General features: G+C 39.4%; 19 protein-coding genes. 10 read left to right on the forward strand and 9 right to left on the reverse strand.

Annotated features, from left to right (window positions below; genetic code table 11):
- Positions 1-77: 77 nt before the first annotated feature.
- The 3 genes from PS1M3_RS18135 to PS1M3_RS18145 all read right to left on the reverse strand — a co-directional run bounded on the left by PS1M3_RS18135 (position 78) and on the right by PS1M3_RS18145 (position 3642).
- The gene (locus PS1M3_RS18135) at positions 78-1304 is read right to left on the reverse strand and encodes a threonine/serine exporter ThrE family protein (RefSeq protein ID WP_082664371.1); all 1227 of its coding nucleotides are present in this window, start codon (positions 1302-1304) and stop codon (positions 78-80) included.
- A 107-nt stretch (positions 1305-1411) separates the two neighbouring features.
- The gene (locus PS1M3_RS18140) at positions 1412-2641 is read right to left on the reverse strand and encodes a glycosyltransferase (protein WP_203988002.1); all 1230 of its coding nucleotides are present in this window, start codon (positions 2639-2641) and stop codon (positions 1412-1414) included.
- Positions 2638-3642 carry a LacI family DNA-binding transcriptional regulator gene (locus PS1M3_RS18145; protein WP_203988005.1) on the reverse strand — a complete coding sequence of 335 codons (1005 nt, stop codon included), beginning with the start codon at positions 3640-3642 and terminating at the stop codon, positions 2638-2640. Before PS1M3_RS18145 ends, PS1M3_RS18140 begins: the two co-directional genes overlap by 4 nt.
- A gap of 164 nt (positions 3643-3806) precedes the next feature.
- On the opposite strand from PS1M3_RS18145, the gene PS1M3_RS18150 reads away from it, so the two are divergent.
- Together PS1M3_RS18150 and PS1M3_RS18155 are read left to right on the forward strand one after the other, a co-directional pair.
- Positions 3807-6269, forward strand: a complete 2463-nt coding sequence (locus tag PS1M3_RS18150) for a S9 family peptidase (protein WP_203988007.1) — start codon at positions 3807-3809, stop codon at positions 6267-6269.
- Positions 6270-6340: 71 nt separating this feature from the next.
- Positions 6341-6958 (forward strand): LysE family translocator, encoded by a 618-nt coding sequence (locus PS1M3_RS18155; protein ID WP_008129686.1) that lies wholly within the window; start codon positions 6341-6343, stop codon positions 6956-6958.
- Positions 6959-7010: 52 nt separating this feature from the next.
- Here the strand turns inward: PS1M3_RS18155 and uvrA are convergent, their stop codons facing one another.
- Positions 7011-9593 carry an excinuclease ABC subunit UvrA gene (uvrA, locus tag PS1M3_RS18160; RefSeq protein ID WP_203988010.1) on the reverse strand — a complete coding sequence of 861 codons (2583 nt, stop codon included), beginning with the start codon at positions 9591-9593 and terminating at the stop codon, positions 7011-7013.
- Positions 9594-9788: 195 nt separating this feature from the next.
- Between uvrA and PS1M3_RS18165 the strand changes: the two genes are divergently transcribed.
- A complete protein-coding gene (locus PS1M3_RS18165; protein ID WP_203988012.1) occupies positions 9789-10193 on the forward strand; it encodes a hypothetical protein in 405 nt (134 codons plus the stop codon).
- 17 nt (positions 10194-10210) lie between these two features.
- Here PS1M3_RS18165 and PS1M3_RS18170 read toward each other — a convergent pair whose 3' ends face one another.
- The 3 genes from PS1M3_RS18170 to PS1M3_RS18180 are packed head-to-tail and all read right to left on the reverse strand — an operon-like array spanning position 10211 to position 13917.
- Positions 10211-10999, reverse strand: a complete 789-nt coding sequence (locus PS1M3_RS18170) for a LytTR family DNA-binding domain-containing protein (protein WP_203988014.1) — start codon at positions 10997-10999, stop codon at positions 10211-10213.
- Positions 10996-12036: a sensor histidine kinase gene (locus PS1M3_RS18175; protein WP_010556810.1), complete on the reverse strand. Its 1041-nt coding sequence runs from the start codon at positions 12034-12036 to the stop codon at positions 10996-10998. Before PS1M3_RS18175 ends, PS1M3_RS18170 begins: the two co-directional genes overlap by 4 nt.
- Before the next feature lie 27 nt (positions 12037-12063).
- Positions 12064-13917, reverse strand: a complete 1854-nt coding sequence (locus PS1M3_RS18180; protein ID WP_203988015.1) for a CIA30 family protein — start codon at positions 13915-13917, stop codon at positions 12064-12066.
- 657 nt (positions 13918-14574) lie between these two features.
- Between PS1M3_RS18180 and PS1M3_RS18185 the strand changes: the two genes are divergently transcribed.
- The 7 genes from PS1M3_RS18185 (at position 14575) to PS1M3_RS18215 (ending at position 20521) form a co-directional block, all read left to right on the forward strand.
- Positions 14575-14763: a hypothetical protein gene (locus tag PS1M3_RS18185; protein ID WP_203988018.1), complete on the forward strand. Its 189-nt coding sequence runs from the start codon at positions 14575-14577 to the stop codon at positions 14761-14763.
- 54 nt (positions 14764-14817) lie between these two features.
- Positions 14818-15765, forward strand: a complete 948-nt coding sequence (locus PS1M3_RS18190; protein ID WP_203988020.1) for a hypothetical protein — start codon at positions 14818-14820, stop codon at positions 15763-15765.
- Entirely contained in the window at positions 15755-17431 is a 1677-nt protein-coding gene (locus tag PS1M3_RS18195; protein WP_203988022.1) for an ABC transporter ATP-binding protein, read from the forward strand. The genes PS1M3_RS18190 and PS1M3_RS18195 overlap by 11 nt, the downstream gene beginning before the upstream one ends.
- The gene (locus PS1M3_RS18200; protein WP_138739581.1) at positions 17412-18182 is read left to right on the forward strand and encodes a CPBP family intramembrane glutamic endopeptidase; all 771 of its coding nucleotides are present in this window, start codon (positions 17412-17414) and stop codon (positions 18180-18182) included. Before PS1M3_RS18195 ends, PS1M3_RS18200 begins: the two co-directional genes overlap by 20 nt.
- Before the next feature lies 1 nt (position 18183).
- Positions 18184-18942, forward strand: a complete 759-nt coding sequence (locus tag PS1M3_RS18205) for a S49 family peptidase (RefSeq protein WP_138739582.1) — start codon at positions 18184-18186, stop codon at positions 18940-18942.
- The gene (locus PS1M3_RS18210) at positions 18935-19585 is read left to right on the forward strand and encodes a hypothetical protein (protein ID WP_138739583.1); all 651 of its coding nucleotides are present in this window, start codon (positions 18935-18937) and stop codon (positions 19583-19585) included. The genes PS1M3_RS18205 and PS1M3_RS18210 overlap by 8 nt, the downstream gene beginning before the upstream one ends.
- Before the next feature lie 501 nt (positions 19586-20086).
- A complete protein-coding gene (locus PS1M3_RS18215) occupies positions 20087-20521 on the forward strand; it encodes a potassium channel family protein (protein WP_006791602.1) in 435 nt (144 codons plus the stop codon).
- 131 nt (positions 20522-20652) lie between these two features.
- Here the strand turns inward: PS1M3_RS18215 and PS1M3_RS18220 are convergent, their stop codons facing one another.
- On the reverse strand, positions 20653-22236 hold the full coding sequence (locus tag PS1M3_RS18220; RefSeq protein WP_138739585.1) for a sulfotransferase: 1584 nt from the start codon (positions 22234-22236) through the stop codon (positions 20653-20655).
- Positions 22237-22327: 91 nt separating this feature from the next.
- Positions 22328-24742, reverse strand: a complete 2415-nt coding sequence (locus PS1M3_RS18225; RefSeq protein ID WP_138739586.1) for a TonB-dependent receptor — start codon at positions 24740-24742, stop codon at positions 22328-22330.
- Between the last annotated feature and the right edge of the window lie 172 nt (positions 24743-24914).

Genomic DNA, 24914 nt, shown 5'->3' on the forward strand with positions numbered 1-24914 from the left:
ATTAATGCTCAAAAGAGGGCGTTAAATGAAGGTGATAAAATAAATAATGAATAGCGCGGAATGTACCGCGCTGCTTTTTATAAACTTTTTTTAGGCGGTAAGGCAACGTTTGCAAATATAAGCCCGGCTACAAGCGACATAAATATTAAAAATGTTTGCTGGCCTATATGCTCTGCATATATAAAGTCTTGGCCTTCAATGAGTGAATTTAAGCCAATGTAGGTTTTGCTACCTGGGACTAATACAATCAAGCCCTGCATTGCCACAATTGAAGCCGGCGCATTAGCAACACGGTTAAATAAATTACTAAAAATACCCACCGATAACGCGCCAACAAAGGTACCCAATGTGTAATCTAAATACATTGCTGACCCAATACTTGTGCCATAGGCTATAAAGCCTGATGCAATAGACCAACCCGCATGTTTTAGTTTGGTTCTAAATATAACTATTAGGCTGCTACACAGTAAAAATATAGCAAGCCAAGGTGTCCAGCTGGGTAAAGGCTCCGGTTGAACAAAGTCTGCTTGGCCAAAAAGTGCAAAGCCAATGCCTATACCTATAAAGCCACCAAAATAGAGTTTAAACAGCAACATAAATGAGTCCATTACTCTTGCTGTACCCGATACCAAGTGGCGAGCTGCAAGCTCTGCCAATCCAAGTGCAAGCGCAAGGCCCGGTATAAATACAATAATGGCAGAAAGCACCACCAAGCGTATGTTTACTTCGGGTGTTATATAAACGCTTACAGCACAAGCCATAATTGCTGAAACAATAGCAACAAGTGGTTCAAGCATATGCGCTACACGTTTAGAGCGCATAGACCACAATACAAATATATACACCACAAGGGTGAGTAACGCAGACCAAATTACATCGGTCCAACTGGTGCCCATAAGCATTGCAAATGCGCCGCCCGAGGTTGCAAATGCAATACCTGTCGTTAATTTATTGTAAGGGTTAGGGGCATCAAAAATTATATCTAGCTGTTGGTCTACTTCTTGAAGAGACAATTCTTCGTTAAGCATTTTATTTACAAGGTCGTCGGTATCGGCAAGTGATCCTAAATCATGATCGCCTGGGTCAACTCGTGCCACATGCGTATACTCATCTTCATGGCCGTCGGTCCAAATGACAAAGGTGACCGAGGTGGGCGACATAACAAACGACGATTTGAGGCCTAAGTATGTGGCGACTTCCATTAAGTGTGCTTCTAGGCGGTAGGCAGGCGTACCGTATTTATGAAGCATTTTACCCAACTTAACGATAAATTTGCGTTTTTCTGTAAAGGTTGCAGTTTTCAAATCTTATTTAGGCCAGTGTGTAAATAAATTAGCTAAAAGTATAGGCTAAAACGCCCATATGTAATGGGCGCGATTTTAAAGACTAATTGGTGTGTGTCTAGTCATTTTTAATCTAATTTTTTATTTTTTTCCGCTATCCATTGCGCCATGTATTGTGTGCTTCGCATTGTATGATGTTTGAGCATTTGTCCGGTAAAGTTTTTTTCACGATGCGTGCTTAAATCGCTGCTTATTGCATCTATTTTATTAATGAGTGCCGCGCTCAATTTTACTTTGTCGTATACGGTGTTAAGTAGCGTATTGCCAGCTTGCTGGGCATGTTTAAAATCGGTTTCATTGGTATAAAGCTCAACGGCTGCATTTGCAAAGTCTTCGGTATTATTAGCCATTTTACCAGACCAAGGTAAATCGTTGTGCATGCCCTCTAAACCAATACTGGTGGTAACGCTGGGTGTTTGCATTATCATGGCTTCAAGTAATTTACCTTTAATACCAGCGCCAAACCTAAGAGGGGCTAAACATACTCGCGCACTTTGCATTACATCATAGGCGTTATCGGCCCAGCCTTTTATTAAAAACCCCGTTTTAGGGTTGTTAAGCGCAGTTGCTTTAGGTGGCGGGTAAGAGCCATAAATATGTAGCTCAGCTTTGGGTAGTTGTTTACGAATTAACGGCCATATTTTTTGCAAGTAAAGTACTGCATCCCAGTTTGGCGCATGCCTAAAATTGCCTATCGTCATAAAGTGCTGACGTTCATCAAAGCTTTTTGTGGTTTCGGGCAGCGAGGTTAAATCGACCATAAACGGTAAATGGTGTAATAAGCTTGGTTCGACCTTAAATACGCTATTGAGTAATTCCATTTCGTAGCTTGAAATAATTAGGCTTAGGTCGCAACGCAAAATAGCCGCTATTTCGCGTTTTGCTATGTCTGAATGTAAATCGCTTGTTGTAAATTCACGCTCGCCTTTGTGCGCTTCATGGCGTGCGTTTCGCAGGCACTGTAAATCTTCGGTATCGAGAATCTTAATGGCATTGGGACAATGCTTATCAACGCGCCAACCAAATTGTTCTTCCATCATAAATCGGTCAAACATTACAATGTCGGGGTTATAGGCTTTAACGTATTCGTCAAAGCTTTCGCAATTAAGGGCAATGCTTTGACTTGTTATACCAAAGTCGTCAAGGTTTACCATGTGCTCTGTGCGTTGAGCGGGAGTAGCAAACTCCACTTGCCAGTTTTGTGCTGTAAATGCGTTTAATAATGACATCATGTGCGTACCCGCAGCGGATGAGTTGGGCTCTGGCCATACGTAGCCAATTACCAGCACTTTTTTCATTGGCTAGACTCTTTAATTTGTAAGTTAACATTTACCAGTGTTTTAACCGGTGGGGCTGTATTTTGTAATAGTTCTTGTAGTACTAAAAGGCAACGTTTTGCGATTTCATGCGTGCTGATTGCAACACTCGTTAATGTATCGTCAAGTAAGGCGCTATTTTTAACTTGCTGACAGCTTACTACTTTAATGCGTTGATTAGCTGCTAAGTTTAATGTGTTAATGCTTGCTAGCACGCCGTGGGCGATAATGTCATTCGCACACACAATGGCGTTAATAGCAGGGGTGCTTTTATAAGCCTGTGCAAAAGCATTTTTGGCACTAAGAGCGGAATTTTCACTGCATTCGATTGCGTTTAGTGGCGATATACTGTGTTGTGCACATGCGGTATTAAAGCCGTGTTGAAGTGTTAAGCAGCTGCTTAATTGTAAATTGCTGCCTATAAACGCAATGTTTGTAACCCCTTGAGAAAGTAAATGCATGCTAACTATATGGCTTGCTTTTTTGTAGTCGGGTAACACACAAGGTGCATTACTAAATGCAAGCTCTTGCATTAACGTAACAACGCTATGCTGAGAACTTAATGTGTCTAACCATTGGGTGCATGTATTAGTCACAGGGCAAATTATAAATCCGGCGGCGTTGTATTCTTTTAGTTTATTAATTGCCTGTGTTTGCTGCTCAACGTTATTGTTACTGCTAACAATAACGGCCTGAAAACCTTCATTGTTTAATATTAGCTCAAGCTCGGTGGCCAACTGTGCCATAACAGGGTCAGTTAAATCATTTATAACCACAGCGATTAAATTAGAGCGCTTTGAGCGCATAGCTGCGGCATCGCGGTTATAAACGTAGCCTAATTCATCAATTGCTTTTAATACTTTTTGTTTGCTTTTATCGCTGACTTTTTTACTTTGAGTCAGCACCAAAGACACCGTTGACTTAGACACACCTGCAAGGTCGGCAACATCAAAAATTGTGACAGATTTAGCTTTGTTATGCATAGTAGTGTTTGTCGCAGTGATAAATTAAAAACGCATTAGTGTAGCTTAAACTGGGCTGTTAAGTCATCTTTTGCCATGTGTTGAGCCACCTTAATGCTTTATGAACAAAGCAAAACGTGTTTATATACACTTAATTGTGTAAAAAATAACAAAAGGATAAAAACATGAACGCTTTTAGGCTGTTAGTTGCCTTTATTTGTTGTGTTGTATTACTACCATTTAGTCATGCAGAGCAGGGCTACCAAACTCCTTCGCCTGATTTAGCGGCAGTGGTAGATGCTAAATTGGCGCCCACAAGTTACTTATCAAGTGATGGTCAGTGGCTTGCGCTATTTGAACGCAGGCGTGTTGTATCGCTTGATGAGCTTGCAATTGAAGAGTTAAAGCTTGCGGGGATTAAACTAAACCCGGCTAATTTTTCACGCACACGGGTGCGCGCAAATTTTAGTGCTGTAGAACTTAAACATGTGCAAAGTGGCACTGTTATTAATATTAATAACTTACCAAATGGTATTATTCGCTCGCCTAAGTGGTCTTCAAATAGCAAATACTTGGCGTTTATTGTTGAACAAACAAACGAAGCAAATTTATGGCTTTATAGTGTTGAAAGTAAACAAGCAAAAATGCTTTCAAGTGCTGCGTTAAATTCAGTTTTAACGGCATCGCCATACCAATGGTTACCAGACAGCACAGCCATTATTGCAAACCTAGCTGTAAATGTGGGTAAACCACGACTAGAAAACAACAGCCAAAATGTTGTGCCAGTTATTCAGCAAAGTACTGGTGAAAAAGCCCCCGCACGCACGTATCAAAATTTATTAACGAGCCCATTTGATGAAGCTCAATTTAAGTTTTTTGGCCAAGGCCAGTTGGCTTACATTACCCTTGATGGAAAAGCCCAAGCTATTGGCAGTCCTGCACTTTTTAAATCGTTTTCGGTGTCGCCCGACTCGACTAATATTTTGGTGGCGGGAATTAACGAGCCGTTTTCGTATCAAGTGCCTTACAGCCGCTTTGCGACAACGTGGCAAATATGGGGTATGCGTGGTTTTGCATTAGCCGAGCTTGCTAAGCAACCTTTGGCCGATAATATTCCACAAGGTTACGACAGTGTACGTACAGGAAGACGTAATTTTGAATGGCGAGCAGACCAGGGTGCTGAAGTTATTTGGGCAGAAGCGCAAGATGGCGGCGACATGAAAACTGACGTACCGCACCATGACTACATTTATAGCCTACGTGCACCGTTTAAACGCGAGCCAAAGTTATTTGCAAAAGTAGAACGTCGTTATGCGGGTATGGAGTGGGCTAATAACGACATTGCTATGCTGAGCGATTGGCGCTTTAGCGACCGTCAATTGCGTACGTATGTTATTCAGCCACGTAATGCCGATAGTAACCGTGTGCTGTTTTCAGAGCGCAGTTATAACGATGCTTATAAAGATCCCGGTAATGCTATTTACGAGCGTAACGATTTAGGCGCTAATGTAATTAAAGTGGTTGGTGGGCGTTATATTTACCTGCGTGGCAATGGTGCGTCAGAACAAGGTAACATCCCGTTTTTAGACAGGTACGATGTAAAAACAAATAGCAGCAAGCGTTTATGGCAATCTAAAGCGCCTTATTACGAGCGTGTAAGGGCGCTGCTTGATGACGAAGGCGAACGCTTTATTACTGTTCGTGAGTCTAAAACTGAGCAGCCTAACTTTTTCATTCGTGATTTAGATGACGATTCGTTAACCCAACTAACGCAATTTGAACACCCATACCCTGCTTTTAAAGGGGTAACAAAAGAACAAGTGCGTTACACGCGCGACGACGGTGTTGAGCTTTCTGGCACGTTATATTTACCACCAGGGTACGACAAAACACAAGGCACTTTGCCTGTGCTTATGTGGGCTTACCCGCTTGAATACAAAGACAAAGCAGTAGCGTCGCAAGTTCGCGAGTCGCCTTACGAGTTTACGTATATTGGTTACTGGGGCCCAATGCCGTACCTTGCCAAAGGTATTGCCGTATTTGACGATCCTAAAATGCCCATTGTTGGTATTGATGGCAGCGAGCCAAATGATCACTTCAGAAAACAGCTGGTTTCTAGCGCCAAAGCAGCAGTAGATGTGTTAGTTAATAAAGGGATTGCTGATAAAGACAAAATAGCCATAGCAGGGCATTCATACGGTGCATTTATGGTTGCTAACTTATTGGCGCATAGTGATTTATTTAAAACAGGTATTGCTCGAAGTGGTGCGTATAACCGTACGTTAACACCATTTGGTTTTCAGGGGGAAGAACGTGATTTTTGGCAGGCGCAAAGTGTATACGCTAATATGTCGCCGTTTTTTCACGCCGAAAAAATCGATGAGCCAATGCTCATGATACACGGTAAAGAGGATCCTAATTCAGGCACTTTTCCAATGCAAAGTGAGCGCATGTATGCCGCGCTTAAAGGCTTAGGAAAAGATGCCCGTTTAGTTATGCTGCCTTACGAAGCTCATGGCTACCGCGCACGTAAAAGCTTATTACATGTATTGTGGGAGCAAGAGCAGTGGCTAGATAAGTATTTGTTAAATGATACACCACAGCCAGTAGAGGTCGTTAGCGAGCCTGCTGTTAATACCCAGCAATAACAATACACATAGGTAAGCAACAGCGCGGCTACTTATAGCCGCGCTTTTGTTATGAATACGAGAGTAAATTAATGATTGATGTAGCAGCACTGGCAGTTTTTATTCCTACGTTCTTTTTTGTATCTATCACACCGGGTATGTGTATGACCCTTGCCATGACATTAGGTATGAGCATCGGTGTGCGCCGCACCCTGTGGATGATGATAGGTGAGCTGTTAGGGGTTGCAAGTGTAGCTATTGCGGCGGTACTTGGGGTTGCAAGTGTCATGCTAAATTATCCTGATGCGTTCGCTATTTTAAAATGGGTCGGTGGTGCCTACTTAATTTATATAGGTATAAATATGTGGCGCGCCAAAGGTAAAATGTCGGTTAATACACATAGCCCAAGTGATGTAAGTAGGCAGTCGCTTTTTACGCAAGGGTTTATTACCGCTGTTGCTAACCCAAAAGGGTGGGCGTTTATGATCTCACTATTGCCGCCGTTTATTAATGTTGACCAGGCTGTTGCGCCACAGTTATTTATTTTACTTAGCGTAATTATGATAACCGAATTTGTAAGTATGTTAGCGTATGCAACAGGTGGTAAAAGCCTGCGCTTGTTTTTAGCCCGAGGCGATAATATTAAATGGATGAACCGAATTGCAGGTAGTTTAATGATGCTTGTAGGTGTTTGGTTAGCCTTAGATTAATAATAAAGAGCCCGTGGCTCTTTATTATTTTGCGCATAACGACTATTAATTTTTAATTAGAACCTGCGTGATTTAACTGCGCTTTTAAAAATGGTGCCGTTTTACTTTTTTGTGATTCAGCGACCCTTTCAGGTTTTCCTTGTGCAACTATTACCCCGCCTTCGTCGCCAGCTCCTGGGCCAATATCAATAACCCAATCACTGTTACTGGCTACTTGCATATCGTGCTCAACCATAATGACGGTGTTGCCAGCATCAACTAAGCCATTTAACTGCGCCATTAGCATGGCTACATCCTTTGGGTGTAGGCCTGTGGTTGGTTCATCTAAAATATAAAGCGTATCGCCACGCTGTGTTCGTTGTAGTTCAGTGGCAAGTTTAATACGTTGTGCCTCGCCGCCCGAAAGCTCAGTAGCAGGTTGCCCTAAACGTAAATAGCCAAGGCCTACTTGTAAAAGCGCATTGATCGCGCGCAAAATAGCGGGTTCATCGGCAAAAAATATATACGCAGACTCAACGGTTAAGTTGAGCACATCGGCAATGTTTTTCTCTTTATAGGTAATGTCGAGTGTTTTTTGGTTATAGCGCTTGCCATTACACACAGGGCAAGGCGAATACACGCTGGGTAAAAATAACAGTTCTACGCTTACAAAGCCTACACCTTCGCAGTTTTCGCAGCGGCCTTTTTTAACATTAAACGAAAAGCGACCGGCATCGTATTTTCGCTTTTTTGCCTCAGTGGTGTTTGCAAATAGCTTACGTACTTGATCGAACAAGCCCGTGTACGTTGCAAGGTTTGAGCGAGGCGTACGGCCAATGGCTTTTTGATCAACCGTAATTAGGCGCTTTATGTGCTCAATGCCCTGAGTTATTTGCCCGCCGGTTGCTACGTTGAGCTCTTGCTCGAGTAGCTCGGCTTCATCGGTAGGTATTTGTGGCTGCGATTTTTGCCCCAGTGCATCGTATACCAAGTCAACAAGTGCTTGGCTTACTAAGCTCGATTTACCAGAACCAGATACTCCCGTAACACTTGTAATAACCCCAAGCGGAAATTCTACATTAAGCTTTTGTAAGTTATTACGTTCAACATTTTTAAGCGATAACCACGCTTTAGGTTGGCGCTGCTTGTTTTGTATGGGAGCCTGCTGGGTTTGGTTATTTTTAAATAAATACTGGCTAGTGTGTGAGCTACTAATTTGCTTTAAGCCCTCAACGGGGCCGCTATAAACTATATTACCGCCATGGGAGCCCGCATTTGGCCCAACATCGACTACCCAGTCGGCATGTCTAATAACACTTACGTCGTGCTCAACCACAAATACAGAGTTACCAGCAGCTATTAGTTCATCTAATGCGCTTAAAAGTGCTTGTGTATCGGCAGGGTGTAAACCAGCAGAAGGTTCATCTAATACATACACAACACCAAATAATTTTGAGCGAAGTTGCGTTGCTAGCCGCAAACGTTGTAACTCCCCTGGTGATAACGATGGGGTGGTGCGCTCAAGCGATAAATACCCTAGGCCAAGTTTAGTCAGTGATTCTATACGTTTAATAATATCGCTTGTAATACGCTTAGTGACGATGGCTTTTTCTGGGTTTGTAGCGTTACTTTTAGAAGGTGGATTAGCGGCAAATCTTAATTTATCTGCAAGTTCGTTCAATGTTAACTGCGAAATTTCGCCTATATCAAGGCCTGCGACTTTAACCGATAACGACTCTTTTTTAAGCTTTTTACCTTTACAGCTTGGGCATGGGGATATTTGCATAAACTGCGACACTCGTTTTTTTATACGAGGACTTTGTGTTGTAGCAAAAGATTTAAGAACAAAGCGCTTAGCACTGGTAAAAGTACCTTTATAGCGAGGTTTTTCGCCATTTTTAATGGCGTTTTTAACTTCTAAAATAGTGTAGTCTGGGTAAACAGGCACAGTGGGGGTATCGTCTGAAAATAAAATCCAATCGCGTGCTTTTTGCGGTAACTCATACCATGGTATGTCGATGTCGTAACCAAGTGATACCAGTATGCGACTTAAGTTTTTACCTTGCCATGCTGGTGGCCAAGCTTCTATTGCGCCTTCGCGTATCGTTTTTGTATTGTCGGGCACAAGTAGTTGTTCGGTTACCTCAAAAGTGCGGCCAATGCCCGAACACTGTGGGCATGCACCTTCGGGGGTATTTGGAGAAAACGCATCGGCATACAAAATGCTCTGCCCTTTAGGGTATTCGCCAGCGCGTGAGTAAAGCATTCGCAGCGCGTTAGAAATAGTAGTTACGCTGCCAACCGATGAACGAACAGAAGGCGCACCGCGCTGTTGCTGCATTGCTACTGCTGGTGGCAGCCCTTCAATTGAATCTACATCGGGTTCGTCAACCTGATCGATTAACCTTCGTGCATAAGGCGACACCGAATCAAGGTAACGATGCTGCGATTCAGCAAATAATGTTCCGAAGGCGAGCGATGATTTACCCGAGCCCGATATACCAGTAAACATCACAAGCGAATTACGGGGCAGGTTTACATCCACATTTTTTAAGTTATGAACACGTGCGCCTCTTACTTGAATGCTGTGCTCAGTGTTTAATAAAGCCGATTGTGAATTTTCAATCGCGCCTAAACTGTTAAATGTGGTTGCCATGTAATTGTCTCCGTTTAATCGCCATGTTTATTAGGTTAAATTAAAGCTAAGGTTACACAAGCCACCCTGAATGAGCGCTTAGTGAGCATTACTGTATTTGTTGTGTATGTTTACATAATAGGTAAATGCTGAGAGTATGCTTAACTATGTAGACTATACAAACGTCATTAAGTACGCTTGAAGGAGATTATTAATATGGTTAAAGCATGGATTTTAATGTTGGTTATACTGTCGTCTTCGGTATTGGCAAATACTGAGAACGTAATAAACGTAGACAGAGCCATACCTAATAGCTTGCATTTAGCATTTCCAAACGATGCTAACATTACGCCTAAAAAAGGCGACTTCAATGTTTTAAATTACATATTAATGAGTAATAACGAGGGTGAACGCTGGGCAGTAATAACACTCACTAATTTATCGACGGGCAATCGTGAGCTTAACGAAGACCACTTAATGGCTTTGTTCGCTGATGGAACACGACTACCTCCTCAACCTTTTAAATTAAGTTTTAAGGGTAACGAAACGCAGTCGGTAACTGTCTCGTTTGCTGAATATAAATTTCCTATTTTAAGTGTTTACTCAAGTAATGATCAGTAGCTAACTTTAAAATAAGCCTAAATATGCAGTAATTGTTTTAGCTTATCGGCACCGGCTCTGCTGGTGCTAAGCTCCGATTTTACATCGTCGTTTACAATCACCATCAATTTGCCGTTAAACCAGCGCTGTATTTCTTTTATATGGTCAATATTAACCAAATAACTGCGATGAATACGCACAAAATTGTGCATGGCTAGGGCGTGTTCAAGCTGATCGAGCGTGTCGCTCAAGTGATTAAACGTTTCTCCATTCCACGCTAGGCTATTTCCTTGCTCTGATTTAATAAATTTAATATCGCTTGGGGAAAGTAAAAATATGCGCTCGCCACTTTTACTAACCAGTTTGTTTAATGAACTTTCTGTAAGTGTAAAAGCGGGTTCACCTGCGCAGCTAGTTACATGAGTGTGCGCTCGTTGTTGATCTAATTGCTGCTGTGCTTTGGCTAACGCTTTTTTTAATCGTGCAATTGGAAAAGGTTTGAGTAAATAGTCAGTTGAGGCGTGCTCAAATGCTTCAATCGCAAATTGGTCATACGCGGTTGTGTAAATAATAATGGGTTGGTAGTTAAGTAAATCAATAAGTTCAAGGCCATTAATTTCAGGCATTTGAATGTCAAGCAATACCACATCAGGAGTCAGCTCATTAATTAATGCAATGGCCTCTTTGCCATTTGTGGCTATACCTACGACGTCAACATGCTCCATTAAGCTTAATTGATGGTTTAATTTTTCGCGAGCAGGAAGCTCGTCATCGGCAAACAGTATACGCATTTTAGTCGTTTTATTTGGCAGGTTTATATTGTTCATAACGCTAGCTCCAGCGTAACAACAGCACCATTATCATTACTGAGCAATACTTTACTTTGTCCAAGTTGATTAACGCGTAGCATAATGTTTTTCATCCCTATACCTTTTCCGTAGCCACATTTTAATACATCGTCAGTAAAGCCTTTTCCGTTGTCGCTTATCACAATTTTTACCCCGTTAGACATTTCACTCAGGGTAATATTAAGTGTAAGTGAAGTTTGTTTAGCATTGTGCTTAATTGCATTTTCAATAATAGGTTGAATAAGTAGAGGTGGTAGCGTTTTGTTTTTAAGGGTATTAGGAATGTGGTAATTAACCTTAAGCTTATCGCCAAAGCGTGCTTTTTCAATATTTAGGTACTTTTCTATTATGGTAAGCTCTTGCTGTAAAGGTATTTGCTGTTGCTCTGCGGTATCAAGCGAGTACCTTAAAATATCAGCCAGTTCATGCAGTACTTCATCGGCCAAATCGGGTTTTGTGTGTATGTAAGCGGAAATTGTATTTAAGCTATTAAACATAAAATGAGGGTTTAGCTGGTATCGCAATGTAGCAAGCTGGGCTTGTTTAAGCGCATGCTTTTCGGCTGTTACGCGTTTTTTGCTTTCAATAAAAATACTGGTAAGGTAAATACACGAGCCCCAAAGTAAGCCGTTAAATACAACAAATATCCCCATTGATTTATGCCCATCAAAAAGCAGTGTCAGTAATACATCGGTAAGCACATTACCGAGGGCCATAAATACAACGGCAATTAACCATTCAAGTGCTGTTTTATTAATGTGCTTATTGCGCAGATAAAAAATAACCGCTGCCGCACTCCATACCGGAACCCAATAAAAAGTAATAAACCACACGGTTGCGGCGAGTGCACTGCCGCCTGTTAAGGGCGCAGAGTTAGCAATTATCAGCCCAAGGGCGTAAGCAATATCAACAATAAGTAGAATAAAAAAGCTGTATTTGTAAAAAGGATGTTTGAGCATAATAGGTGCTTCTTTTTGTAAGTGATTAAACCATAACAAAAAACAGTCAAAACCCAAAGAGTTTGTGTTTTGACTGTCACTTATTTAGAAGTAAGTTAGCTCTTTGATTTGTAATGTATTTTTTAACGGCTCGTTGCTTGCGCCTGGCATTTTACGCCACATTAAGTTAACCCCTGTTAATTCTGTTGCCGACCACGTAACGGGGCTACCAAACCCAAACTGTTTAAATGTAGTGAAAGGTATATCAAGCGTGGTCCACTCATCGCGTGGTTTTAAAAGTACACTAAAGTGATCCCAATCTTTTACATCACTATGATAAACAGACATAGCAAAAGGTGTAGTTGAGCCTTTATAGGTTAAGCGAATACCTTTAAATGTTGAGGCATCAGCCGGTGACGAAAACTTAATTTCAGCGCCTGCCCATGCACCAAAGCTTGTAGGCTTTGTAATGGTTGTATCAATAGTTAAGCTATTTTTATGCGTGGTAAGCGTTGCAACAGACTGCCCACCCATTACCGAATCGCTCATAGCTTGCCATGGTGTATCACCGGTAAAATCATCAATAGTATGCTGTGCTTGGCTGCTTTTAACTTCTTCATTGCAGGTAGGGCCTTGTGGTGTAATGGCGTTGTTTTGAGCAATAAGCGCTGGGCGGTCTACTTTTAAACCTGTTTTATACACCTGTGAGATAGTGTGAATATGATTTATATCATTAAGTGGGTTTTGTTTAAGCAGTACAAAACTTGCCTCAAAACCTTTAGCAAGTTTGCCAATGCTCTCGGCTTTATTAATCGCTTTTGCGCCGTTAACTGTGGCTGCGTTAATTATTTCACCATTAGTTAGGCCTGCTTTTTTAAGCGCATCTAACTCGTTGTGTAACCCTGTACCGTGCAGCGTGTATGGGTTTCCGGCATCAGAGCCTGTGCCAATAGCAATATTAGCTTTATGTAGCTTTCGAATATTTGCATAAGCGGTTTTACGCTCATCCCACGCGTGCTCTTTCCATTTTGAAGGTGCAGGCACCTTTTCGAACAAACAGCCTTGAAGCTTTTCAGGAATGGTTTTTAGTAACTCGCTTTGTGAGCTAATAGTATGGTTATGCTTTTCATCGCTATGATTGTGGTACACCGCAAGGGTAGGAATGTAAGTTACGTTATGATCTTTCATTAGCGTAATAAATTCATCGTCAATCGCTTCGCTATTAATACCGTGCGCTAAAGCCGTTGCACCGGCTTTGATAGCACGTTTACCATCATTTAGTGTAGAAACATGCACAAAATACGGTAAATTAGCGGCTTTAGAGCGCTTACCTAGCTCAGCCAGTTGGCTATCAGTTAACGATTTACCTACACCGCCAAAGGTTTCAATAACCGCTTTAGTTACATGTGGCTTAGTGCTTATATGTTTTTGCCACAGCGCTGCTATGTCTTCATCTTTTGCAATTTCGTATGCTTGGCCACCAAACTGCGTGCCATGCCCGCCAGGGTTGGTAAACAAAGTACCCGCATAAAAAAGGTTAGGGGTTAGTTGGGCTGCTTTTAATTGAGCTGCTTCGTTTAGGGTTTGTTCAAACGAAAACAAATCAACAATGTTAGTTACGCCTAAATACAAATTAGAATTAAAGTGCGATTTAACCGGCAAATACTGAAATTCAGTAAAGTTACTGCCCGATGAGCCTAAATGTACATGTAAATCAATTAAACCGGGTATTGCATACTGGTTGTTGGCGTTAATTGTTTTATCTGCGTTTTGTAGTGGGTCAGTCGTTTTAGTAATGCTTACAATTTTGCCCTCATCAATATATAGCGAACTTGGTGCAGAAAAGCTTTGCGAACTACTTTGGTATAAACGAATGTTATCGACTCGCAGGTCAATGGCGTGAGCACTAAAGTGGCTTGCTAAACTCAGTGCTATAACTGTTTTTGTAATAATGTTCATGACTGTATTCCTTATCAAATAATAGGTATTTGGCGTTTTGTTGATAAGAAAGTTAGCGACTTTTATAACCTGCTTCATTAATGTTTATCTGAATCGACATTATTGGCAGTTGAACCGACACAAAAGTAAATAAGCGTTGTGGTGGGGCGCCCAAGCTAACTAAATTAAGTGTTTTGAATGAGCGATAGGTTACGTGCCTAGTTTAAAGCAAAGCTTTAAACTTTGATCATGTTTGAATGGTTATTAAGGGCAGTGATGAGCGAGAAATAGTTAGTCAAAAATCTTAATGTCTGAAGTCAAGATTTGACCCTCGACTTGCACAAATCAGCAGAGCTGAACTGTTTGTGAGAGAGGAAGCGCGTGATTTGATCATGACTAATATCTCCACCAAGAAGATCCGATAAGCCTGTTGCTGTTGTATAGCTGAATGAAGTGACAAGATAATCAATGTACAGCTCAAATATTTGTTTGTTTTTATTCATAACTCTATTTTAACTACTTTTTAAATGAAAGTTTACTGTTACTGCGTAACATCAGTTAAGTAAAAAAGGGGGTTGACACCCCCCCCTTTGATGCGCTATTTTTTTTTATACCTTTGTTGTAGGTCAAAAAAAGACTTAAAGGATTAATATTACACAAAGAAAAAGGATTAAACTTATGGAAAAAAGTCATTTAAACATGAAGCGAAAAGTTAAGGTAATTAACGGTGATAAAGCTTCTGTAGTCGAAGGCTCTAATTTATCGTCTGTTTCATCATCTGCGACATGTGTTTGTCGAGACAACTGCTCATTCCCTGCACCACCACCACCACCACCTGCGCCAGAGCCGCCTAAGGATGGAAACTAATATCAAATTTATATTTCTAGCGAGCGTGTAACGCTCGCTATTTTTGGAGTTATTATGGATGATTCTTCTTCTCTAATGTTGCCCAAATGGGCAATTTTTACTTGCAAGCTTCCTAGACCATTTTGGAAGGTTGTCTCACATATTGTAGGTTCTTATTGGTTTTTTGACAGTTTACTTTTCAAAAAAGGTACACCTAAATCATTAGAAGCTATGCGAATTCTACTTTGTTTAAGAAGCTTTAAGGCTTATATAGGCTATTGGAATTTGCAGGTTAACGATGCAAAGAATATTGTTTTGAACTGTTTTTTACATGAACAGGATGTAGAGCAACTTAAAATCTGGAGCCAGAATAATATTATATACAAAAAATATGATAATTTTCTAAATGCAGTTAATCGCGATAAACCAATATTGCTACTGCTGAACTCTTTTACAGTTCATTATTTAGGCTTACTAAAAAATTCACATATAGGACGCGAAATTAAGATCGTGCAGCCTAAGGAGGCTTTGGATATTCTTAATAAAGTAGGCTTTTATGAAAAGCTATCTATTGTTTCTGGTAATTCAATATCAGGAATTGAAGCAGACAATAAAAGAGTTGGCATTAAGCTTGTTAAGTCACTGAAGAAAAATGAAATACTAGCTATGCGAGTGGACAGTCTCCCGACTCAAACTAACAGATTTGTTTTCTCAACTATATCTAATCAAAAATCGGTATTTCCATTAAGCATTCTTGAGCTAGCTTCAAAATTTAACGCAACTATTATACCTTTTCATATTTTCATTCAAGAAGAGAAATATGTTACTGAATTTGGTGAGCCACTATATGTAAATAATAACTTACAAAATGAAGACTATAGTATTATCTCACGAAACCTTGATTTTGAAATGTTCAATAAAGTCAGTGAATTACCATATCAATATAGTGGTTGGTCTGGTTTGCTTGACAAAATTAGGCTTGCTCAGAAGCTCGAAGTAGAGGTCGCAAAAAATGACCTCTAAGCTGTTTAAATATGTTGTAAACAAATACGTTCAACAACAAAGAAATTTTCTAGTTTGCCTTTTAACATCATGCTTGTTAGCCATACTACTGCTTTATTTACCGAGTATTATTCAATCTATAATATCAAATGACTTTTCTAATGTAGGTACGAGGACATATTTTGTAATTTGTGCATACCTTGTATTTATGGGAGGGATTGTAAATACCAATTTTTATTTCTCTTCGAAATTATCTAGCGAAATAGGTGCCTCTATTCAAATAGAGTTTATGGAAAAGTGGTTAAAAACGCTTCCCATTGATAGAGAGAAACGTTTACCTAAACCAAACGCTATATTTATGAATGATATTTCAATATTGTCTGTTGCAATTGGAAATTCAATAATTCCGATTATATTTAATCTAGCATTGTTACTATTTTCATTGCTATTCCTTTCTTTTATATCTATTTTACTGACAGTTGTAATTATAATTGCAATATGTGGATTAGCTTATTTAAATTTCTTACTCGAGAAAAAAATTGAAGTTCTTACAAGAATTGTTCAGGAAAAAACAAATCAGGCTACAGAAAAAACTTTAGAGCTGTTAAATAAAGTTGAATTAATTCAGTCATTTAATGTAATGGGAAGTGAAATTCGCAACATGACTGATTGGCAAAAGGGTGCGCTTGATGCTCTTTACAAGAAAAATCGATTTCAGTCTGTGTTTGGAGGGGCGTTATTAGTAGCCTCTCTGCTCCTATTAGTATTACTTATAAGTTTATCTTCTTATTTAGTCACAATTGGGCATATATCAACAGGATCGCTTGTAGGATTTGTTAGTTATATTTTATTAGCTGGAAGAGCTTTTAACCAAGTGTCGGCTAATTACTCCTCAATTAGGAGAGCAAAATGTTCTTTTGACAAGATTAATCAATTTATTTCTCTAACTTTAAAAGTCACCCCCCCCCGCGAAAATAAGTTAGAACCGAATATAAAACTCAATAATGTAAGCTTTCTATACCCTAACTCTGATTTTCGTATTAAAGGTCTATCAGTTGAGTTTAATAAAGGTAAAATATACTCCATTGTTGGGCAAAGTGGCTCTGGGAAAAGTTCTTTATTGAATCTAATAAGAGGATGGTATACACCAAACGAGGGTAGTATAGATTTTAATGGTTCTTGTTCTGGGTATTTTGAATTATCTTCTTTTATTAATTATTTGGGATCAGAAGCAAATTTATTAAATCGCAGTATAGAGCGCAATATTTCACTTTCAGGTAACAGTGATGAAAGCTCGATTAAGCTTACTTTGAGTAAATTGGGATTGAGTAGCATTGATATCTACGACGAAGAGTTGACTAATACGCTTTCTACGGGGCAGAAACAGAAAGTTGCATTTGTTAGAGCTATTTTGTCAAAGAAGCCAATTTTAATTTTAGATGAAGCTACTGCTGTTTTAGACTCTAAGTCAGAGCATGAGCTATATAAATTAATTAAAGATAATCAGTTTATTAAATTAGTCATTATCGTTTCACATAGGTTATCTTCAGTTAGGCACGCTGACAAAATTATGGTTATGGATGGGGGAGAGGTTATAGAATCTGGCGACCATGAACTGTTGGTAAAAAGGGAGAGAAACTACTATAAAATTTTTGAAGAGCAGATGGATGATGCAATTGAAGCTTAAACGTTGGGTAGAATTTTCGTTAATCGCTATTCTTTTTTTTACTGACTTTATTGGTACGGTATATCTTTCAACTAACAATTACATTCTTCTCTCTGTTATTCTGTTTTCTTCTACGGTATTGACATTTGCTTTGAAGAGCTTTCTAAAAAGTATATCTGTTATATTATTCGTCAAATATATAATGATTATATTTGTACCACACTTTTTTGTGTGGCCAATCCATTTAATTTTTCCACTTATAGCGTTTGTAGCAATATCTTATTTTAGCGATGAAAAAGAGTATTATTTGAATCTCACCGCCCTCAAACTCAACAAAGGGGTGCTAGAAGGAGGAATTGTTTTAATCATATCTGTTTCGGCATTGTTCATATGGGCTAATACCTCATCCTCTGAGCTTGAACCCTTACGGAGGATGATTCCTGACTCATCAGCTATACAGCTAGTATTTGTTGCTTTGGGCTTTGCACTTATAAATGCTTTTCTCGAAGAGTGGCTGTTTAGAGGTGTTTTTCAAGAAACTTTACTGAAGTTAAATTTAAATTTTAGCTTGGCAACTTTCATTCAAGCTACGCTTTTTGCAATTGCCCACTATAAGCTTGGAGTTCCTAGTGGAAGTATTGGTTTTGCCATGACCTTTGTATACGCTTGTGCTTTGACTTTTCTTGTACGAAAAACCGGCTCACTTTTAGTACCTATTTTAGCCCATATATTTACAGATATTGCTGTATTTTATCTTATAGTGAATAGTTAAGATGTTTAAAAAAAAACCCGAAAAAAATAAGGCAATAGCGATGATATCATTAGTGAATAATATATCTGAAAAGGATGTTTTGAATATGCTTTTTAAGATCAGAGCATTGCCTTCAAATAACCACGAAATTAAAGGTATTATTTTACGTATTTCGAGCTCTGGAGGGAGTTTAGGTGCAGCAGAAAGTTTAGTTGAGGGTTTGCGGTTTGTTAAGCAAGAATTGCATATTCCAGTTATTGGACTTGTAACGGATAGTGCATTGTCGTCCGCTTTTTATGTCGCAATGTCATGTGACAAGGTAGTAGCCTCACCTTCATCTCTTATTGGAAATGTTGGTGCTATTTATAGGAAATTTAATATATCTTCTCTCCTAGAGCAACTTGGGGTTGAATATGAAGTAGTAAGTAGCGGAAACGAAAAAGACTCTTTAAATTACTTTTCTATTAATAAAGGTGCAGATAGTTCTATCGCAGATGTTATTAAAAGTAACCATGATAACTTTCTAGATAATATAAAACGGTTTAGGTCTCTTGATGACCACAGGTTAAAATGTTTAGAAAATGGAGAAGTTATAAACGCAAAGCAAGGCTTTGATTTAGGGTACATAGACCATTTAGGGGGCTTGTTTTCTGCAATTGAACTTTTGTGTGAACTAGTAAAAGAAGATTCATTACAAATAATTTCCTTGGATACTTCATTATCTCAAACTAACAGCATAAATATATTTAAAAGACTTTTGAGTGGTGTTATAAGTGACTAAATTTATAATTTTATTTGTTACATTATTTTCTGTATTTTTATTGAGAGCTAGTGAGGGCTATATTGAATATAAAAATATCATCGAAGCAACTTCAATGGATTTATTCTTGGAGCAAGACTTAAGCCAGTTTAATAAGCTTGCTTTCAAAATAAGATTAACCCCAGAAGACACCTCTCTAAAAAAAAATGAATTACAGCTTACTTTAAAAGGAGCTGGCTGGGAACAGACATTTCTAGCTGATCATAACGGCAATATCGGAATGGAAATTTCAAAAAAGCTTTATGTTCAAAACCCGAAAGCATATTTAAATAAAACAGGTAAAGGTAGAGTACATATTGGTTTGGATATATTGATCAAAAATGATAAATCAAGTTTACTGCGTAGCAAGGAAGTTACTGATGCTATTGCTCAGTATAATCAAGCGATATCAGAAGCTGGCTTTATGGTTAAATTGATGGCACCCAAGCTCAACAAGGTAAGGCTCAGATTAGTTGATGAGGGGGTTTGTACAATAAGTTACTCAGAGATACATCCTCAAAGACTTGTTAGTGAAAAAGATCATTACATTGATATCGATAGCTTTGAGATTATAACGGAAGTTGGATGTTCTAAAGGTTTTTATGCGGTATATTTAGAAACCTAATAGCGGGATAATAAAATATAAGGAAGCAAGCGGGGTCAAATTTTGACTTCAGACATTAAAGCCTTCGATGTCTGCTCATGGCACTTTGCAGATTAAACCTAATCTATCGAGTTAAATGAAAATTTAACGAAATATGAGTCAGGTGAGTTAAAGCAAGTACAGGCATAACTATCTGTAGTTTTATTAAATTGATGATTTACGCCAAACATTTTTGTTATTGCTTTCCCGGTGATTACTTAGCGGTTAAGTGTGTAGTGGTACAGTGATGTTTACGGTTACTGCATTTCCTTTTGGTTTTAAGTGTTTATTTCTGTTTTTATTTACCTAAATATTGTCTTACTTAGGTTTTGGCTGAGTTTTAGCACGGTAGTAATAGCAGTAATAAACTGTTAAATAACGGTAGGAAAAATACTTTATTATAGTGAATGTAGGTTCCTACCCTGTTGTGAATTTTATGTATAATGTTACTTAAAATATAAGGATTTAAGCAGTGGGATCAAAATGCTAATACAGCTTATTATTGGAACATTTGTTATTTGTGGCACGGTGCTAATACAAGCAATGTTTATTGGTGTTTTGTCTAAAGTGCTGGCTAATATTAACGATTGGTTACTAAATGGCTCAAAAACTCTAAAGATGATTTTAGTCGTCACGGCAATGGTAATTTGGTTGGTAGGAGGCTTAACGGCGAGTGCGTGGTTATGGGCTGCTATATTTTTAATTTTTGATGTTTTTAGCGAATTAGAGTCCGCACTTTACTTTTCGGTTGTTACCTTTACAACACTTGGTTATGGCGATGTTGTGTTGGGCACTCAATGGCGGCTGCTTGGCAGTTTAACGGCTGTAAATGGGTTAATAATTGTAGGGCTTAATACGGCTTTTTTAATGGAAGCTATTTCTCAAATAAGAAAAGTTCAATCTAAAAAGCCAAGTTAAATGCTCTCTATTGCAATATATAAAAACTCTCTAGTTAAAGCTGGGAAGTTTATTGTGTTATGAATTTATAAACCTAAGCTTTAACTTTGGCTTATAAATTCACTTTTACTAAAGCAATGCATAATTAATGGCTATTGCAACGTAATTCCTTGCTCTAACAGGTAATTTTGAGCCTCGTCAGTATGGGGTTTAAATGCCTTCCAACGCCCAATGGCTTTGTTGTTTAGCGGTTGGCGTACTTGCACTTTACTGGCAGTAGATACCGGTGCGGTGTTTAAGTGAAAGTCTATACACTGTTCTTGCCACTCTAAATCACAAAAGCTGACTAACTCTTTTATTTGCTGCTCGGGCTGTGCGACTAATTCTTCGTATTTCACAATTTTTATATTGCTGTGCAGGGTGCTGAAGTGCTGTATGAGTTTATAAAAACGGCTATAAAATTTAGCAGTGTCGAGTAGGTCTAGCGAATACGCGTAGTAAGGGTTGTTAATAGTAAATAGTTGGCGGTAGTTACCAATACAGGTGTCCATTGGGTCGCGCAGCATGCAAATAATTTTAGCGTTTGGCAGTGCTTTAGTGATTAAGTCGATATAAAAAAAGTTAAACGGGAGTTTATCTATAAAATGTTTATGGCTACCGGTAGTAACGCGGGTGGCGTTTAAATATGTTGAGCCAAGCTGATTAAAATCAAGTTCATACGCTTTAGTGAGTGTTTGCATGTCGAGCACGTTAGGTGTGGGTGTGTTGCTTAATCTTTTTACGCTTAGGCCGAAGTCTTGTAATTCACCGGCTGACTGCACGTCACTGTGGCTCGATAATATTCTCTCAACTAATGTGGTACCAGAGCGGGGCATACCTAATACAAAAATAGGCTCAGCGGTGGGATTGCCGTTTACTTGTTGGTTTTTGTGTTTAGCACTGAGTTGTTTTATATGTTCAAACAACGCATTTGACGATGCGTTATCAAACGGGGTAAGTGCATGCTTTGCTGCTTTACCTTGTTGTAACGCGGTAAAGGCGTCAGAAAATGCGCCAATATCTTGGTATTCTTTTGCCAGTGCATGGCCTATGTGTAATTTAGCATCAGGGTGTGAAACCTGCTCAAACACTTGCTTTAACCGTGTAATATTATTTTTTTGCTTTGTTACTTTAGTTAAATCACTGAGTGCAAAGTGGCTTTGATGATGAAGCGGGTTAAGTGCAATGGCATGTCCAAACGCGGTGTGTGCTTTGTCAAATAGGCCCAAAAACTTGGCGCTTACTGCAAAGTTGTAATAAAACTGGGGTTGAGGTTGTTGTTTGGCATTGGCTAATGTGAGTGCACATTCAAAATAATGTAAAGCGTGTTCGTGTAGGCCTGCTTGCGTAAGTGCAACGCCTAGAGTATCGGCGTCGAGTGCTTTTTTTATTTGTGTAATAGGCACCGACAGCGCTACATTCTTTGCTTTTTTTAAGTCACCGGTAAGCGCATAACATTTTGCCAGTTGAGCAGTATATTCAATGCTAGAGCCAAGTGTTAAGGCTTTTTCGATTAGCTTGATGGCTTTATAAATTTGCCCTACTTGCAAGTTAACCATTGCCAGTAAAAAATAGCCGTCGGCAAAGTCAGGTTTATGCGAAACCAGTTCAACTAAGCTTTTGTGGGCAAGTTGTACTTTGCCTTCGTTTAAATATTTAATAGCGCTTTGATGGAGTTGTTTTAAATTTGGCTGCATTTTTTATTTGTATTGTTTAGTTACGCGTTAATAAAGAAAAAAGGCCCAAATAAATTTGAGCCTTTTGATTGTACTTAAACTTAACGGTTAATTATATTTCAAACTTATAATTAAATTTAATGCCTACCGTTAATGGACGGTTGATAAAGTAACCATAGTTACGTTGTATATCAGTTCTATTTGCTGAGGTAATATCGGCATCTGAACGGCGAACAGACGTAACGGCGTATTTATTAAATACGTTGTCTACGTAAACGGTCGCTGACCACTCATCGGCGGTTAGTTTAGCTGAAATATTGCTTAAGCTATAACCTGGTAATGTTTCACCGTTATCGCGTAAACCAACACGAGAAATTACATCGCTTTGTGCGGTAATACCGTAGTTAATATCAAGCGTTTTGTCGTTAAACACATCGGTCTGATAGTTTACACCCATTGAAAACTGGTGCTCAGACGAGCCTGGTAAACGGTCGCCATCTTCTGCACCATCTGTTCCGTCTGAATTAAATAAGAATGGTGCGTCTGATGTTAACTCTGCTTTTGTGTATGCATATGTAGAATACACAGAGAATGAGTCAGATAAAATTGCACGCGACGATATTTCAATACCTTTCGCATTGGCTGAACCGGCATTAGACAAGTACGGTAGTTGGCCTACCTCAGTTGCACCGGCAACTTGTGCGTCGTCCCAATCTATATTAAATAATGCAGCGTTAAAGTGTAAACGGCTTCTTAACCATGTGCTTTTAAAACCAAGCTCGTAGTTAGTTGTTGTATCTGCATCGTAAAGCATTTCACTTGGGTTACCACAACCCGCTTGGTTAGCTGGTAATGGATCAGGACAAGGTGCTAAACCATTTGAACCACCAATTCTGAAGCCTTCACTTATTGTTGCGTAACCCATTACTGAATTAGTAAATTGATACTTGGCGTTAAATTTAAATAGGCTGCCGTTGTCGCTTGCTTCATTTTGTTCAAAGTTAAGTGTTACTTCGTCTGGGCCTGCGCCGCCGAATAAGGTATTAAATAATGGAAAATCGACCGCTGACTCAGACTCAACATCGTACTTGTAAAAACGAGCGCCTACAGTAATATCGAGTTTGTCGGTAACTTGGTAGCCAATTTCACCAAATAAAGCCGATTCTGTTATTTCAACGCGGTCAATTGAGTAGTACTCAAGTTGATCTGGACGAGATTGATCTGCGCCAAAATTTTCTACTGCAAAGTCGCCAAAGCCTGGCGTGTATTCTTGGCTAGACGCATCGCTTTCAATTTTGTTGTAAAAGCCACCTACAATCCAGTTAATGTCACTGTCGTTTTGTGATACTAAACGAATTTCTTGTGTGAACGTATCTTGCTCTTCAATTTCACGTGTGAACGATGAAAACGCAGGAAATTCTTCGTAGCCGTAATCAAGGCGAATAAGTAAATCGGTTTGGTCACGTTGGCCGTCTGCATCAAAATTCGAAATACCTGTTGCCGATACTAATTCAGCAAAACCTAGGTCTGCTTTTAACTCTAAGCTTAGTAGTTGGTTTTCTTTTTCACGTGGCTCTTCGTAGCGGTAACCTGACTCGTATTCACCAATTAAATCACTAAGACCGTTATCGGCACTTAATGTATTGTAATGAACAATTGAACGACCTTCGCTGTCTTGATTTTGGTAAAAGTAGTTAAGTGTACCTTCAAATGTTTCGCTTGGTTTAAAGCGAACAGAAATACGCCCTGTAGTGGTTGATTCACCGTTGGCGTCTTCTACATTTTTAAGGTTGTTGTTAACTGCTGCGCTGTCGGTCCAATCTGGGTCAGGTAACGATACGCCCGGCTCACGCACTACGTAACCATAGTCAATAAAACCTGGGTCTTCGTAAATGTTTAAGCTAGCACGAACGGCAAGTGTGTCTTCAATTAATGGTAAGTTAAATATGAATCCACCTTCACCGCCAATAGAGTCGCTTTCTTGTGTTTGCGATAAATTGCCGAATACTTCAAGTGATGTGAAATCAAGCTCAGGCTCTTTAAGCATGTAACGAATAGCACCACCTAATGTACCTGCACCGTACAGCGTACCTTGTGGCCCAATAAGAACTTCTACGCGCTCTACGTCGACTAGGCGCATATCAATGGCGACTGGGATCTCGTTAATGTAAGTTGCAACGGTGCCACCGTCTGATGATGGACCTGAAGAGTTTGTGTTTAAACCACGTACAATAATAGGTGAACCAGAACGACCACCTTGATCGGTAATTGTTAAACCAGGTACCCAACGTGCTACATCGGCGAGCTCGCTGATGTTTTGGTCTTTCATTATGTCGGCATCAAGCGCTGTAATGTTAAGCGGTGCGTTTTGCACTGAGCCGCTACGTCGTGTTGCTGTTACTTCAATAACTTCAAGTGATTTGTCTTTTGCGGCTTCTTGCTCTTGGGCAAACGCAGTATTTGGAAGTAAAAAAGCGCTAGATAGGGCGCCCGACATAGCCAAGGTTAACAAGCTTGGTTTAAACATAAAAATGATCCCTAGTTCAAAGATTTAACATAAGTAAAGTACAGTGAATATGATATCAGTCACAATCGAATCAGGGAATGTATAAATTGAATTAAAATTCACTTTTTTAGAATAAAAAAGGGTTGGATGAGTGTGGTTTGTTGGGTTTGTTAAATTTATCACCCATTTATTA

This window comes from Pseudoalteromonas sp. PS1M3 (assembly GCF_016865405.1).
In the GTDB taxonomy this organism is placed as follows: Bacteria; Pseudomonadota; Gammaproteobacteria; order Enterobacterales; family Alteromonadaceae; genus Pseudoalteromonas; species Pseudoalteromonas marina.

Excerpts from the sequence above, each read along its gene's own strand:
- PS1M3_RS18140 (WP_203988002.1), bottom strand. The coding sequence starts at position 2,641 with ATGAAAAAAGTGCTGGTAATTGGCTACGTATGGCCAGAGCCCAACTCA.
- PS1M3_RS18145 (WP_203988005.1), bottom strand. The coding sequence starts at position 3,642 with ATGCATAACAAAGCTAAATCTGTCACAATTTTTGATGTTGCCGACCTT.
- PS1M3_RS18150 (WP_203988007.1), top strand. The coding sequence starts at position 3,807 with ATGAACGCTTTTAGGCTGTTAGTTGCCTTTATTTGTTGTGTTGTATTA.
- PS1M3_RS18155 (WP_008129686.1), top strand. The coding sequence starts at position 6,341 with ATGATTGATGTAGCAGCACTGGCAGTTTTTATTCCTACGTTCTTTTTT.
- uvrA (WP_203988010.1), bottom strand. The coding sequence starts at position 9,593 with ATGGCAACCACATTTAACAGTTTAGGCGCGATTGAAAATTCACAATCG.
- PS1M3_RS18165 (WP_203988012.1), top strand. The coding sequence starts at position 9,789 with ATGGTTAAAGCATGGATTTTAATGTTGGTTATACTGTCGTCTTCGGTA.
- PS1M3_RS18170 (WP_203988014.1), bottom strand. The coding sequence starts at position 10,999 with ATGAACAATATAAACCTGCCAAATAAAACGACTAAAATGCGTATACTG.
- PS1M3_RS18180 (WP_203988015.1), bottom strand. The coding sequence starts at position 13,917 with ATGAACATTATTACAAAAACAGTTATAGCACTGAGTTTAGCAAGCCAC.
- PS1M3_RS18185 (WP_203988018.1), top strand. The coding sequence starts at position 14,575 with ATGGAAAAAAGTCATTTAAACATGAAGCGAAAAGTTAAGGTAATTAAC.
- PS1M3_RS18190 (WP_203988020.1), top strand. The coding sequence starts at position 14,818 with ATGGATGATTCTTCTTCTCTAATGTTGCCCAAATGGGCAATTTTTACT.
- PS1M3_RS18195 (WP_203988022.1), top strand. The coding sequence starts at position 15,755 with ATGACCTCTAAGCTGTTTAAATATGTTGTAAACAAATACGTTCAACAA.
- PS1M3_RS18200 (WP_138739581.1), top strand. The coding sequence starts at position 17,412 with ATGATGCAATTGAAGCTTAAACGTTGGGTAGAATTTTCGTTAATCGCT.
- PS1M3_RS18205 (WP_138739582.1), top strand. The coding sequence starts at position 18,184 with ATGTTTAAAAAAAAACCCGAAAAAAATAAGGCAATAGCGATGATATCA.
- PS1M3_RS18215 (WP_006791602.1), top strand. The coding sequence starts at position 20,087 with ATGCTAATACAGCTTATTATTGGAACATTTGTTATTTGTGGCACGGTG.
- PS1M3_RS18220 (WP_138739585.1), bottom strand. The coding sequence starts at position 22,236 with ATGCAGCCAAATTTAAAACAACTCCATCAAAGCGCTATTAAATATTTA.
- PS1M3_RS18225 (WP_138739586.1), bottom strand. The coding sequence starts at position 24,742 with ATGTTTAAACCAAGCTTGTTAACCTTGGCTATGTCGGGCGCCCTATCT.